Origin of the sequence: Fusibacillus kribbianus (assembly GCF_030053595.1) — a bacterium.
GTDB lineage: Bacteria > Bacillota > Clostridia > Lachnospirales > Lachnospiraceae > Lientehia > Lientehia kribbiana.
The window spans coordinates 14,509-27,255 of record NZ_JASGBQ010000005.1 but is presented as its reverse complement, the minus strand read 5'-3'; the positions used below and the strand labels follow the sequence as shown (position 1 = coordinate 27,255).

General features: G+C 51.1%; 14 protein-coding genes and 1 tRNA gene. 14 read left to right on the top strand and 1 reads right to left on the bottom strand.

Annotation, left to right across the window (positions count from 1 at the left end; translation table 11 throughout):
• Positions 1 to 658 precede the first annotated feature (658 nt).
• The 9 genes from QJ036_RS04920 (at position 659) to QJ036_RS14215 (ending at position 9,640) form a co-directional block, all read left to right on the top strand.
• Positions 659 to 1,246 (top strand): peptidoglycan recognition protein family protein, encoded by a 588-nt coding sequence (locus tag QJ036_RS04920; protein ID WP_283230331.1) that lies wholly within the window; start codon positions 659 to 661, stop codon positions 1,244 to 1,246.
• Complete coding sequence (locus QJ036_RS04915) at positions 1,206 to 1,604, top strand: SH3 domain-containing protein (protein WP_283230330.1); 399 nt, start codon at positions 1,206 to 1,208, stop codon at positions 1,602 to 1,604. The genes QJ036_RS04920 and QJ036_RS04915 overlap by 41 nt, the downstream gene beginning before the upstream one ends.
• Before the next feature lie 512 nt (positions 1,605 to 2,116).
• Entirely contained in the window at positions 2,117 to 2,290 is a 174-nt protein-coding gene (locus QJ036_RS04910; RefSeq protein WP_283230329.1) for a hypothetical protein, read from the top strand.
• A complete protein-coding gene (locus tag QJ036_RS04905) occupies positions 2,287 to 5,451 on the top strand; it encodes a vWA domain-containing protein (RefSeq protein ID WP_283230328.1) in 3,165 nt (1,054 codons plus the stop codon). Before QJ036_RS04910 ends, QJ036_RS04905 begins: the two co-directional genes overlap by 4 nt.
• A gap of 20 nt (positions 5,452 to 5,471) precedes the next feature.
• Positions 5,472 to 5,738: a hypothetical protein gene (locus tag QJ036_RS04900; RefSeq protein WP_283230327.1), complete on the top strand. Its 267-nt coding sequence runs from the start codon at positions 5,472 to 5,474 to the stop codon at positions 5,736 to 5,738.
• A 101-nt stretch (positions 5,739 to 5,839) separates the two neighbouring features.
• Positions 5,840 to 7,477, top strand: coding sequence for an endonuclease/exonuclease/phosphatase family protein (locus QJ036_RS04895; protein ID WP_283230326.1), 1,638 nt, complete (start codon positions 5,840 to 5,842; stop codon positions 7,475 to 7,477).
• A 2-nt stretch (positions 7,478 to 7,479) separates the two neighbouring features.
• On the top strand, positions 7,480 to 8,388 hold the full coding sequence (locus QJ036_RS04890) for a hypothetical protein (RefSeq protein ID WP_283230325.1): 909 nt from the start codon (positions 7,480 to 7,482) through the stop codon (positions 8,386 to 8,388).
• A 15-nt stretch (positions 8,389 to 8,403) separates the two neighbouring features.
• Entirely contained in the window at positions 8,404 to 9,357 is a 954-nt protein-coding gene (locus tag QJ036_RS04885) for a radical SAM protein (protein WP_331487488.1), read from the top strand.
• Positions 9,358 to 9,391: 34 nt separating this feature from the next.
• Complete coding sequence (locus QJ036_RS14215; RefSeq protein WP_283230324.1) at positions 9,392 to 9,640, top strand: DUF4368 domain-containing protein; 249 nt, start codon at positions 9,392 to 9,394, stop codon at positions 9,638 to 9,640.
• A gap of 109 nt (positions 9,641 to 9,749) precedes the next feature.
• On the opposite strand, the gene QJ036_RS04875 is transcribed toward QJ036_RS14215, so the two are convergent.
• Positions 9,750 to 9,823, bottom strand: a tRNA-Val gene (locus tag QJ036_RS04875).
• Positions 9,824 to 9,963: 140 nt separating this feature from the next.
• On the opposite strand from QJ036_RS04875, the gene QJ036_RS04870 reads away from it, so the two are divergent.
• From QJ036_RS04870 to QJ036_RS04850, 5 genes are all read left to right on the top strand, one after another.
• Positions 9,964 to 10,299, top strand: coding sequence for a YbjQ family protein (locus QJ036_RS04870; RefSeq protein WP_283230323.1), 336 nt, complete (start codon positions 9,964 to 9,966; stop codon positions 10,297 to 10,299).
• Positions 10,300 to 10,431: 132 nt separating this feature from the next.
• On the top strand, positions 10,432 to 10,899 hold the full coding sequence (locus QJ036_RS04865; RefSeq protein WP_283230429.1) for a ribosome maturation factor RimP: 468 nt from the start codon (positions 10,432 to 10,434) through the stop codon (positions 10,897 to 10,899).
• Between the two features lie 23 nt (positions 10,900 to 10,922).
• Entirely contained in the window at positions 10,923 to 12,134 is a 1,212-nt protein-coding gene (gene nusA / locus QJ036_RS04860) for a transcription termination factor NusA (protein WP_283230322.1), read from the top strand.
• Between the two features lie 21 nt (positions 12,135 to 12,155).
• Positions 12,156 to 12,473 carry an RNase P modulator RnpM gene (gene rnpM / locus QJ036_RS04855; RefSeq protein WP_283230321.1) on the top strand — a complete coding sequence of 106 codons (318 nt, stop codon included), beginning with the start codon at positions 12,156 to 12,158 and terminating at the stop codon, positions 12,471 to 12,473.
• Complete coding sequence (locus QJ036_RS04850; protein WP_283230320.1) at positions 12,391 to 12,729, top strand: L7Ae/L30e/S12e/Gadd45 family ribosomal protein; 339 nt, start codon at positions 12,391 to 12,393, stop codon at positions 12,727 to 12,729. The genes rnpM and QJ036_RS04850 overlap by 83 nt, the downstream gene beginning before the upstream one ends.
• Positions 12,730 to 12,747: the final 18 nt, after the last annotated feature.

Genomic DNA, 12,747 nt, shown 5'->3' with positions numbered 1-12,747 from the left:
GTAACAGGAATGAGTATGTGGCCGTTTCTCTGTCATGGAAGGGATCAGGCAGTGTTAGATGTCTGTACGCCAGAGACTTTGAAGGCAGGGGATATTCTCCTTTTCCAAACGGAACTGGGAAATTATATGCTCCATCGCGTCACCGCTCTTCGGACCGGCCGGTTTCAGACAACCGGCGATGGCAATTGCTTTCGGGATGGTTGGTTCTCGAATACATGTATTATTGGGAGAGCTGTCCGCTTCATCCGAAAGGGAAAAATTGTTGATTGCTGCAGTCGAAAATATAGGCTGATATGCCGGCTTTGGATGTTTCTGTTTCCAATCCGCAAGTGGATCTTTGCAATCTGGTTTCGCATCCGAAAATATATCAGGCGGTGATACGCATTACAAATGAGGAAGATAATAAATAGCTTATAACTTGAAAAAACGGAAATGACATCGGAAAAATAGCTGCTCCTTCTCTTAACGGAGAGGGGGTTATTTTTTGTCTTTTTGAATTCAGCATTTATGGAATGAGTACTGCAAAAAAAGAAAGCGCTGCCTGACAATGGCTCTGGCAGCCGGCCGTCCGTCAAATAACATGGAGTGTGTGGCAAAGGAGCAGGAGGAACAGGAGCAATCATCATGTCAGCGCAGTATCTTAAATAAAGGAGTAGATATGGATCTGTATTGTACAGACAACGATTGCTATAGAGCCGGTGCGAAAATCATAAAGGTGGAGTACCTGATCGTCCACAGCCCTGCCGTATATCCGACCATCATACGGGTACGGTCCGGAGCAGGCGGCGGCTGGTATAAGCGGTGGAATAAGCCGGGCGTGGAAAAGCTGGTACATGGCTTTATCGATGATACCGGGGTTTACAATTTCGCCCCGGAAACAATGGCCTGCTGGCATATCGGCAACAACTATGGAAACGCCCGTACCATCGGCTATGAGCTGTGTGAGCTGTCATCGGCAGGGGAATTTGCGAAGGTCTGGGACAATGCGGTAAGCAGATACGCGGCGCTCTGCAAAAAGTACAGGCTTGGTGCAGAAAGGATCCTGGGACACTGCGAGGCACATGATAAGAAAATCGCATCCAATCACAGCGACCCGGAGCCTTATTTTAAGCGGTTTGGCAAGAGCATGGAGGATTTCAGGGCAGACGCAAAAAAACACATTGATGGGGCACAGCCGGGCCGGATGACTGCCGGATGCGGACGCTATGCGGCTGGCGGCGTGGCCGGAGCTGGCAGAGGGAAATGAGGTGGATGTGGCGGAGCTGTATTCCAACGGCTGGGCCAGAGTGCTGATCCGGGAATATACAGGCTATGTCAACGCCTCATATCTTCAGATCACTGAGAGATCCCAGCCAACGCCGGCACCGGCACCGACCTATACCGAGTGGGCGGGGCAGGTACACGATGTCAATCCGGTCGGTCTGATCGTCCGCACCGGCCCCGGCAAAGGCTATGACCGACTGACTGCCTATCCCAAACTGTATGATGGCAACATAGTATCGGTCATGGGCGAGCGGGACGGGTACTATAACATCCGCATCAGCAATCCGACAGCCGGCACTCATATCGGCTGGGTAAGCAAGGATTATGTTGGTCAGGGCTGATTTCGTGCTGCATGACACCCTGAAATACAAAAACGAAAAACCCTTGACTTAACAGTCGCATCGCCCGTGGGAAAAAATCTGCGGGCGGTCATTTTGTTTGCAAAAATATAAAATATATAATCCGGGACGCGCGTGCTTTTCTTGTTTATACCGGTCAGCAAAACGTGACCAAGGAACTGATGATGTCCTATAAAAACAGCCTGCTGAATGATCCGGACTGTCCGTCCTGCATGCAAAAGCACCCGCGTTTCGGACGCAGAAATACACGTCTTCGTTCACTTTTCCAAAAAACCAGAGCTGAGGGTGAATTTGTGCTGCTCCTTGATTCGGTCTCAGTTTACAACCAAAATTTCCCTGATAATTTATGGGTTTCCCCTTTGCCAGCTCTTGATTTTTCTTGCCCCCTGTGCTAAACTGACTATAATTGGATCGGGCTATGTAATATATAATTGGATGATGCTTCAATACATATTAGAAATTATGCATTAGACAGGGATTCGAGGGCAGTACGTATGGATGACAAGGTACATTTTCAAAGGAATCCGGATTATATCTATCGTGAGGCTGCGGGCGAGGCTGTTCTGGTACCTGTTGGAAAGTCATTTGCGATGTTAATGGCTATCCGTTGCGATCAGCAATTTTACATAGATCAACCAAAATCAAAAGTCAGGAGGAAAACATTATGAAATCAAAACTCGCCAGGCGTGTTCTCTCCTCAGTACTTACGCTTGGTATACTGCTCAACCTGCTTCCGACAGCTGCATTTGCCGCACCGGGAGACAACAGCGGTGACCTTGTGCTGAACAAGACCGCGACCCTGGAGGATGACGGTACTTACTCCATTCAGTTGGAGGCTTTCTCCACGGGCGAAACGCTGACTGTTATGAAACAGACCCCCACAGACATTGTCCTGGTTCTGGATGTGTCCGGTTCCATGAAAGAACAGCTGGATAATACCCGAATTGATGATGGCTATGTCCCGGCGACAGGTAAAGTTTCTGATATGCCGACCGATGTATACCATCACTGCCCGGATGGTACATACAGTACGGTCAAATGGACAGATGAAAGAAGCTGGCTAGGTAATGGACATATTCGCTTTACATGCGACCACTGCAATGTCACCAGAAGCTTGAATTACACATTTGGAATTGCTAACCCTTCTCAAATTGAAGACCAGGACGGCTGGGCGCTTTACAAGAAGGGTTCTCATTACGCCTACAAGCTGGAGGTTCTCCAGATGGCGGCTAAGCAGTTTATCCAGGAAGTTGCTGCCAGAAATGCCGCGATTGACGACCCCGACAATCAGCACAGAGTGTCCATCGTGAAGTTTGCAAGCGAGAAAAACGATAAGATCGGCAATAACTTCAATGATAGCGGCTACAACTACACGCAGATTGTGGATGGACTTACGGTTGTCAACAGCGAAAGCGCAGCAAAGCTGAATACAGATATCGACAGCTTCTCCGCAGCTGGCGCTACCTCCGTTGACTACGGTATGGAGTATGCGAAGTCTATTCTCGACCCTGTACGCAGTGCGGACAGAAAGCAGGTAGTCATCGTATTTACAGACGGCGCTCCCACGCATTCTAATAGCTTCGAGGGCAATGTTGCTAACGCTGCCATTGGCACCGCCGAAAAGCTGAAAAGCAGCGGTGTTTCCATTTATACGATCGGTGTGTTCGATAACGCAAATCCCGATGATACCACTACAAATACCAACGCATATATGAATGCCATGTCCAGCAATTACCCTAAAGCGAATTCCTACACAGATCTTGGACAGGGAAGCAATCAGGGCTACTACAAAGTTGCTGCGAATACGGAGGAATTGAATAACATTTTCACCAGCATCAGCGAAGATGTGAACTATTCCAATGTCACTCTGAATGCGAACGCGGTAATCAAGGATATCATGGGAGATGGATTTACCCTAACCGCTCACTCCGCGGCGACAGCATACAGCGTTCCGTACACCGGAAAGGATGCCAATGGAAACCGTACCTTTGGAGAAACGCAGACCCCTTATACAGCGACAATCAACGATGATAAAACGGTTGTTTCTGTTACCGGTTTTGATTATTCCCAAAAGTATCTGGTTGACGGCGACTCTGCGCAAGGCGAAAAGCTAGTTGTTACCATTACCGGCGTAGAGGCAACCGACGCTGCTGTGACCAACGGACTGGTTTCCACAAATAACGCCCTCTCCGGCATTTATGAGAATGCTGATTCCCAAAATCCTACTGCTGTATTCCCCCAGCCCGAAACGCAGCTGTCCAGCAAAGTGTATGTTATGGACTATGCCAAGAGCACAGAACTGACAGGCATTCCCAACTCGCTGACGCATATGGATTCGGATGGGATGCACAAGTTCAGCACTGCCGTAACCAGTTTGAACATGACCTACGGTAAGGCTGCTGGTACTTCTTATGCGCCGGCCACAACGCTCTGGAACGGTTATGATGATTATTATATCTTCGGCCAGTGGAACACCACACCGGAAGGCGTAACAACTGGAAACAACACCTGGACGAAGGTCTCCGTCCTCCCGGCCAACAACGTCTACTACGAGGATACCTTTGTCACCAATGAAACCACAGGCACTGTCGGTATTGTGTACTCTGCAGATAAGTGGAAGACAGCTACCACCGAAGGCGCCAACACCGGCGACGCCAGCAACGACGAGCACGGCTGGATCGCCAGCATGGATAACGACACGACCTACAGCGACGGCACCGCAGCCACCGGCACCGCCGGCGCAACCGCCACCTTCTCCTTCACCGGCACCGGCGTGGATATTTACAGCCGCACCAATATGGAGACAGGTCTGGTTGTCGCCAAGCTGTACAAGGGTGAGAACACCACCAGCGCGGCCGCTATGGTGAAGTCTCTGACGGTTGACAACCTGGCCCAGTCTGGAGACTACTATCAGATTCCCACCGCATCCTTTATCGGCCTTGAGTATGGCATCTACACCGTCAAGCTGACGGTTGCCTCCACCAGCAAGACGACCGGTACTGAGCGCTCCACCTACTACCTGGACGGCATCCGGGTCTACAACCCGTTGTCTGCCGAGCGGGAGGAGGAAGACATTGTCCAGGAAGCCTACGGCGATGAGATCGGCGCCAGCTTCTGCTCGGTTCGGGATATCCTTCTCGACGCGGAGAGCCTGGAAGGCAAGGCGGAGAATGTCTCCGGCGCTGTGTTTATCGATTTTAACCCTGTGACAAACACTGAAGAAGACACCGCCACTACTATGACCATTAAGACTTACGAGGACTACGGCCCCAAGAATGAGGTCTATCTTGCAAAGGGTCAGGCGATCGCGCTCAATGTGGGCACTGCGGTTTCCAAGCTCTCTGTGGGCCTGAAAGCGCCCAGCGGCGCGACCGAGGCGCAGGTCACCAACCGTAAGAACACCAGTACCATTGCTATCAATGCCGCTTCTGACCAGTACTATAAGATTGCGCCCAACGCGGACGGTTACGTCATCATCAAGAATACCGGGGAGCAGCTGTTGTCTGTCACCAAGCTGAAGATGAGCGGAGATGGCATCGAGACCACTGCTTTCTCTATGGATGTGCCCGCCATGATGTCCTACGCCAACAGCTTTGACAGCCTGCCCGTGGTGACCTATTCCCTGATGGATGCGGAGGCGGACAACTCCGGTGAGCCCGAGGAGCCTGAACAGGGCGACGTGGTCGTCGAAACCCCGGAGGAGCCTGAGCAGGGCGACGTGGTCGTCGAAACCCCGGAGGAGCCCACTCAGGAAAAGCCTTCCTCGCCGGTTTCTGACAGCTGGATCGCCGAGTTGTTCCGGGCAATCCGTAATATCATTTGGCGTTGAAGGAGGAAAGAAGGAGTATTATGAAAAAAATGTATGTGAAACCCTGCATCACGGTGGAATACTTCACTTTGAGCCAGTCCATTGCACAAAGTTGCGGCTGGACTTCCGACAAATTCTATGGCAAACCCACGCACGCAGATATCTATAGCTGTGCCTGGGTGGATGCAAGCGGCGAGCGTTATTGGACTTCAACGCCGACGTGCGATGGTTCTTACGGCGAAGATATTCAGGTTAGCGAGGGCTGCTACAACGCCCCCTCTGGTTCACAGCAGATATTTGCTTCCTGATCTGCCTTAACCAAGCAGCCGATTGGCAAACAGCAGCTGGCGGCCACGGCACAAACCGTGGCCGCCCTTTCTATAACTGATGGAGAAAAGAGTGAACTAATATGAGTATCAAAAAAATCCTGGGTTCCCTGCTGGCGCTTTGTCTGATGCTCTCCCTGCTGCCGTCCGCCGCCTATGCCGTGGACAGTCAGGGCAACAGCGGAACCTTTACGGCGGCGTCCATGAATGTGGACGGTCTGCCAAATTCCATTCTGGGCATTTCAATTAACAGCGATGGTCCCGGCTCTGATGGAACCAAAGCGATCAGCGCCAAGCTCAATGAGATGCAGTGGGATATCATCGGCGTCTCTGAGGACTTTAACTACAACACCGAACTGCTTTCTTCCCTGAGCAGCTATAGCAGCGGCACCCATCGGGGCGGCATCTCCGGTCTGAGGAATAATACAGATGGTTTGAACCTGCTCTGGAAAAACACGATCAGCGTAACCGGGGAGAAATGGACCTCCTGGAACACCTATTACAGCACCGGAATTTTTGGCACCGGCAACGGTGCTGACGGCATGATCGATAAGGGCTACCGCTTTTATCAGGCAACAGTTGCTGAAGGTGTGACTGTTGACGTGTACATTCTCCACATGGACGCGGACTCGGATGCCGGGGATATTAGCGCCCGTGAGAGCCAGCTGACCCAGCTGGCGGACGCAATCAAGGCCAGCGATAATAAAAATCCGATCATCGTCATGGGGGATACCAACTGCCGGTATACGCGTGAGCACCTGGAGACTCTGTTTATCGACGCAATCAATGCCGACAGCCGCTTTACCATTCAGGACGCCTGGGTGGAGAAGGTTCGTAACGGCGTTTATCCCACCTATGGCGCGGACGCCATCGTGGCCAAGGACAAGGGCGGAAGCTATGACTACCCGGAGGCCGAGATTGTTGACAAGCTGTTCTACATCAACAATACCGACAGCGCCGTCACCCTGACAGCCAATAGCTACAGTGTTGTGACGACTTTCACCGATTCAGAGGGAACTGCCCTGGCGGATCACTGGCCTATTCTGGTGGACTTTGCCTATACCGTAAAGGGGCAAGAGCACACCCACAGCTACACCCTCACCAGTGAAACAGCCCCCACCTGCACTGAGCCGGGCAGCAAGACCTATACCTGTTCTGCCTGCGACGACAGCTATACTGAGACCATCACCGCGCAGGGACATGCATATGAAAACGGCGTATGTACTCGCTGCGGTGATCCGGATCCGGACGCTGCGACCGGAGCGGAGCCCGTCTATACTCTGGGGGATTCGACCACTGAAATCATCAGCGGCGAAAAGTATGCAATTGTATTTCCATCTGCCATTCCCTATAGCCTGAACCACAGTGAAAGCGGCGCGATCTCCGCAGGGACTATCCGCCTGACGAAGGAAGATGAGGTGCCTGCGGATCTGATCTGGACGCTGACAAAGCAGGATAAAGGATATACCATTTCCGCTGAAATCAACGGGGAGACCAAATACCTCGCCAGAACGAAAAACCTGACAAACGGCGGCTATAAGATAGCCCTGCAGGACGATCCATTTGTCTGGACGGTGACGGCCAGCGATTCTAACGGCAGACTTCGTGTCACCACCAAGGTGATTTCCAGAACCTATACGCTGCGGTATTATACCACGAAAACCGGCTGGATTGTGGCAGGCCGTGGGGATGACATCCAAATTTACCAGGTCAACAGATGACCATGCAATTCTATGAATATTCAATTTTGGGACTGCGCATTCTCTGCCAGCTGCCCTATGAGATCGAAATTCTGAAAGAAGCGGTTCAGTTCCTGCATCTGCTCGGCAGAGATGCAGGAACTTCTGCTATAGATTTCACCGCATATGATCTGAACGTCCGTTTGACCAAGGTAGAGGAGCTGCCGCCCGCCCCGGAGAACGCAGTTTTTGAGCAAGGGCGTCTGTACAGCCGAGCCGGCGGAAATGTGGTTATGCACATGCTGCGGGTTCGAGGCGACCAGCCCTACGCCTGTACCCTTCAAAATGCGGAAGAAAAGCGGTTCGACTGCCTTTATCTAGCCGGAAATGAGTCCAGGATTCAATATTCCCGGCAGTTTTCCGATCTGATTGGGATGGAAACGGTTTTTCTGCAATTCCACGCGCTAATGCTCCACGCGGCATTTGTCCGTTGGAAGCATCAGGGGATACTGTTTACCGCTCCCTCCGGAACCGGAAAGTCCACTCAGGCCGGACTGTGGGAGGAATATGAGCACGCTGAGATTATCAACGGAGATCGCGCTGGCCTGCGTTTGCAGGATGGGCACTGGGAGAGCTACGGTCTGCCCTATGCTGGGTCTTCCGGGATCTATCGCAACGAGTCTGCACCGGCCAAGGCCATAATTGTGCTTCGCCAGGCAAAGGAAAACAAGCTCCGTTTGCTTCATCCCAGGGAAGCCATCATGCATCTCTACCCGGAGACCGCTGTACATCGCTGGGACAAAAGCTTTACAGAAACGGTTGTCGATCTGCTGGCCAGTTTGACGGCGATGGTTCCTGTTTATCTGCTGGAATGCCGGCCCGATCGTGAGGCAGTAGAACTGGTTAAAAATATATTGGAGGAGGATGATTCGGATGGTCAATATACCTGTTGAGCCGCCGATCACGGAATACCTGTATGCCAAAGCCGCCAAAAACGGATTCCTCTCAACTGCACCTTTGAGCTGACTCCGCTGTGCAATATGGATTGTCGGATGTGTTATGTTCGCATGAGCAGGCAGCAGCAGGAAGCCATTTGTCCTTTGCGTACTGCGCAGGAATGGCTTGCTCTGGGAGAGGAAGCGAAAAAGCGCGGCATGCTATATCTGCTCCTGACCGGCGGCGAGCCCTTCTCCAGACCGGATTTTCGTGAAATCCTTTCCGGTCTGCACAGAATGGGATTTATCATCTCCATCAACTCCAATGGTACACTGATCGACGAAGAGGTTGTCGAATGGTTGAAGAAAACTCCGCCGACCAGGGTCAATCTTACCCTATATGGGGCGTCCAATGAGACATACGTCCGTCTTTGCAGGAATCCCAATGGATTTACGCAGGTTATAAGGGCTATCCACCTGTTAAAGGAGGCCGGGATTACAGTCAAGCTGAACAGGAGCCTGACGCCTTATAACGCCCGCGATCTGGAAAAAATCATTGATTTTGCAAAAGAAGAACAATGGATGGAATACACCGGCTGTACCTGCAATTTCAAGACCTATTCCAAGTCCTACAAGCGGAAGAAACGGATTCCCAATGCCATCGAAAATATGTGTATTTTCCCTGATACGCAGGAAGCATTCGTCTCTCAGGCTCAGTGGGACAGAGTGCAGGAGCTGCGAAAAAACAAACGCCGTCCCACAAAAGCCCAGCGGCAGAGATTATTCTCCGGGCTTCTGTTCTGTCCCGATTGTGGGAATAAGCTGCACTTTGCTACCTGCAAGAGCTTTGACGGTAAGCAAGACCACTATGTATGCTCCAGCTACAAAAGCAGTCAATGCCTATATCCGGCAGGACGTGGAGAGTTTTCAGGAGGAGTGGCTGCAATGCCGCCGCTCCGATCGGGAACGGTTAAAACTCGAAATTGAAGTGACGAAAGAATGGCTGGAAACGCAGGAAACCATGAGTGCAGATGTAGATGCCTTTGTCGCTCTGACCCAGAAGTATGCGGATGTGCCGGAATTAACACCTACGATGGTCAATGAGTATATCAAGAAGATTGAGGTGTTTGCGCCGGACAAATCCAGTGGCAGGTGGGTACAGAAGGTAAAAATCTATTTCAACTTCGTGGATGATGTGGATATTCCCGTTATTTCCGAGCCTATCATCACAAAACAACCTATGAACGCAGAAAACAGAAAAACGGCGTGACCTTTGGGTCACACCGTTCTCTGCGGCAAAATAGTTACTTGTCACTATTTACCCTTGACTCTGCGGGCCTATTCCGGAGATCCGCATAAAATCAAGGGCTTTGAAAAAGTGGAAGCAATGGGGCTCGAACCCATGACCTCTCGCGTGTGAGGCGAACGCTCATCCCAGCTGAGCTATGCTTCCGTACCTCTCTATTTTAGCACCTTCCTTCAAATAGTCAAGTGCTAAAATAAAAAACTGAACAAGTCTGCAGGCATTTACAATTTCTGATGGATATGATATTTTAGATTCAGAAGGAAAGCGGTATTGGGAGGCTTTCATTTATGGAAAAGGAGGAGCAGGGTATGATAGTGGTAAATACGGAACAGATCCCCGGGCAGAATTATCAGGTTATTTCCCTGGTGACAGGCTGCTGCATCATGTGCAAGAATCTGGGCAAGGATATCGGCGCAGGCTTCCGCAACCTGGTGGGAGGCGAGATGCAGGCTTACACGGAGATGATGGAGGAAGCCAAGGAGCGTGCCATTCATAAAATGATCGGTCAGGCTCAGAGTATGGGAGCGGATGCAATCGTAAACGTGAGGTTTTCTTCCACGACTATTGTGAGCGGTGGAGCGGAGATTCTGGCAGCGGGAACGGCAGTCCGTTTTGTGGGGTAGGAAAATCAAAAAAGGCTTGCAATCCCTGAAAAAATGTGCTAGAGTTATTATGATAAGAATATGACAGGATAAGGAGTGGGCGAAGGTCCACTCCTTGTTTTTGAAGTTTGAAAGGAAAGGGGTCAGGTCATGCTGACAAGGAGAGAGGACATTGAAAAGCGGACCGAGGAGCTTCTTATGCCGATTGTGGAAGCTCATCAGTTTGAGCTCTTTGATGTGGAGTATGTGAAGGAAGGCGGAAACCGCTATCTGCGGGCTTATATTGATAAGCCGGGCGGGATTGCTATCGACGACTGCGAGGTGGTAAGCCGGGCTTTGAGCGATCTTCTGGATAAGGAGGATTATATTGCAGAAAGCTATATTCTAGAGGTCAGCTCACCGGGACTTGGAAGACCGCTCAAAAAGGAAAAGGATTTTGCAAGAAGCATGGGGAAGGATGTGGAGATCCGTCTGTACCGTCCGAGAAACCATGAAAGGGAATTTGAGGGTGCCCTGACTGCCTACGACGATACATCAGTGACCATCAGGACTGAGGATGATGAGGAGATTACCTTTGAGCGTGCAGAAATTGCTCTGATTCGTCTGGCCTTTGATTTTTAATAGTAAGAGGAGGAAACGGAAAGATGAAAGAAAACAAGGAATTGAAGGAAGCCCTTGAGCTTTTGGAAAAGGAGAAGGATATCAGCAAGGAAACTCTCCTGGAAGCCATTGAGAATTCTTTGATTCAGGCATGTAAGACTCATTTTGGCAAAGCGGACAATGTGAAGGCTACGGTTGACCGGGAGACCTGCAATTTCTCCGTGTATGCGGAGCGTGAGGTCGTGGAGGTCGTAGAGGATCCGGTTCTCCAGATTTCCCTTGACGAAGCCAGAGAGATCGATCCCCGCCTCGGGATCGGCGATGTGGCTCAGGTCCAGATCAAATCCAGGGAATTCGGACGGATCGCAACCCAGAATGCCAAGAATGTGATTCTTCAGAAGATTCGTGAGGAGGAGAGAAAAGTCCTCTTTAATCAGTATTACGGCAAAGAGAAAGAGGTTGTGACCGGTATCGTCCAGAGATATCTGGGACGGAACGTGAGTATCAATCTGGGTAAGGTCGATGCCATGCTGAATGAAAATGAACAGGTGAAGGGTGAGACCTTCATGCCCACCGAGAGGATCAAGGTCTACATTCTGGAGGTGAAGGATACGACAAAGGGTCCCAGGATCCTTGTTTCCAGAACCCATCCGGAGCTGGTGAAGCGTCTCTTTGAATCCGAGGTGGCAGAGGTGAAGGACGGTACCGTGGAAATCCGCAGCATTGCCAGAGAAGCAGGCTCAAGGACGAAGATGGCCGTATATTCCAATGATCCCAATGTGGATCCGGTAGGCGCCTGCGTGGGACTGAACGGAGCGAGAGTCGGCGCCGTGGTTGAAGAACTTCGCGGCGAGAAGATCGATATTATCAACTGGAGTGACAATTCCGCCCTTCTGATCGAGAACGCACTGAGTCCGGCCAAGGTGATCTGCGTTGTGGCTGACGACGATGAGAAGACCGCACAGGTCATTGTTCCCGATTATCAGCTTTCTCTGGCCATTGGCAAGGAAGGACAGAATGCAAGGCTTGCAGCCAGACTGACCGGCTTCAAGATTGATATAAAGAGTGAGACCCAGGCCCGTGAGTCCGGCCTTCTGGAGGAGATCGGCTACGAGGAAGGCATGGAAGGCGAGTACGACAGCTATGAGGATTACGGCTATGAGGAAGGCTACGCTGAGGGCGATTATGACGGGGAAGCTTATGGGGAAGACTGCGCAGAGAATGACGGCGGATATGATACGGAGCCGCAGCAGTAATTCATAACGGAGCGTGATTCCATGAACGGTAAAAGAAAGAGTCCACAGAGACAGTGTGTCGGCTGTGGGGAGATGAAGAATAAAAAAGATATGCTTCGGATCCTGAAAACAGCCGAAGGGGATATAATCCTGGATGCCACCGGAAAGAAAAACGGACGCGGCGCCTATCTGTGCTTTGACAGAGCGTGCTTTGAGAAGGCGGTAAAGGGAAGAGGACTGGAGCGTTCCTTCCGGATGCCGGTCTCAAAGGAGGTCTATGAACGACTGGGAAAGGAGCTGGAAGCCATTGAGAGCGGACAGAGTGCTGTCGCTGCTGAGCCTGGCCATGAAGGCCGGTAAGCTTGTAAGCGGTGAGTTCCTGACAGAAAAGGCTGTCAAAACAGGGAAAGCCACATTGGTGATCGCAGCAGAGGATGCGTCGGACAATACAAAGAAAATGTTCACAAATATGTGTACTTACTATGAAGTTCCTTTGTACTTTTGGGGTAAAAAAGAAGACCTGGGCGCATGCATCGGCAGAGAATACCGTGCTGCCGTGGCACTGACAGACCCAGGATTCCGGGATGCTGTGGTAAAACAGATAGAAAGTGAGTAATCAGACGGAGGTAGTAAG

Excerpts from the sequence above, each read along its gene's own strand:
- QJ036_RS04915 (WP_283230330.1), top strand. The coding sequence starts at position 1,206 with ATGCGGCTGGCGGCGTGGCCGGAGCTGGCAGAGGGAAATGAGGTGGAT.
- QJ036_RS04895 (WP_283230326.1), top strand. The coding sequence starts at position 5,840 with ATGAGTATCAAAAAAATCCTGGGTTCCCTGCTGGCGCTTTGTCTGATG.
- QJ036_RS04910 (WP_283230329.1), top strand. The coding sequence starts at position 2,117 with ATGGATGACAAGGTACATTTTCAAAGGAATCCGGATTATATCTATCGT.
- nusA (WP_283230322.1), top strand. The coding sequence starts at position 10,923 with ATGAAAGAAAACAAGGAATTGAAGGAAGCCCTTGAGCTTTTGGAAAAG.
- QJ036_RS04850 (WP_283230320.1), top strand. The coding sequence starts at position 12,391 with ATGAACGACTGGGAAAGGAGCTGGAAGCCATTGAGAGCGGACAGAGTG.
- QJ036_RS04905 (WP_283230328.1), top strand. The coding sequence starts at position 2,287 with ATGAAATCAAAACTCGCCAGGCGTGTTCTCTCCTCAGTACTTACGCTT.
- QJ036_RS04890 (WP_283230325.1), top strand. The coding sequence starts at position 7,480 with ATGCAATTCTATGAATATTCAATTTTGGGACTGCGCATTCTCTGCCAG.
- QJ036_RS04870 (WP_283230323.1), top strand. The coding sequence starts at position 9,964 with ATGGAAAAGGAGGAGCAGGGTATGATAGTGGTAAATACGGAACAGATC.
- rnpM (WP_283230321.1), top strand. The coding sequence starts at position 12,156 with ATGAACGGTAAAAGAAAGAGTCCACAGAGACAGTGTGTCGGCTGTGGG.
- QJ036_RS04920 (WP_283230331.1), top strand. The coding sequence starts at position 659 with ATGGATCTGTATTGTACAGACAACGATTGCTATAGAGCCGGTGCGAAA.
- QJ036_RS14215 (WP_283230324.1), top strand. The coding sequence starts at position 9,392 with ATGAGTGCAGATGTAGATGCCTTTGTCGCTCTGACCCAGAAGTATGCG.
- QJ036_RS04900 (WP_283230327.1), top strand. The coding sequence starts at position 5,472 with ATGAAAAAAATGTATGTGAAACCCTGCATCACGGTGGAATACTTCACT.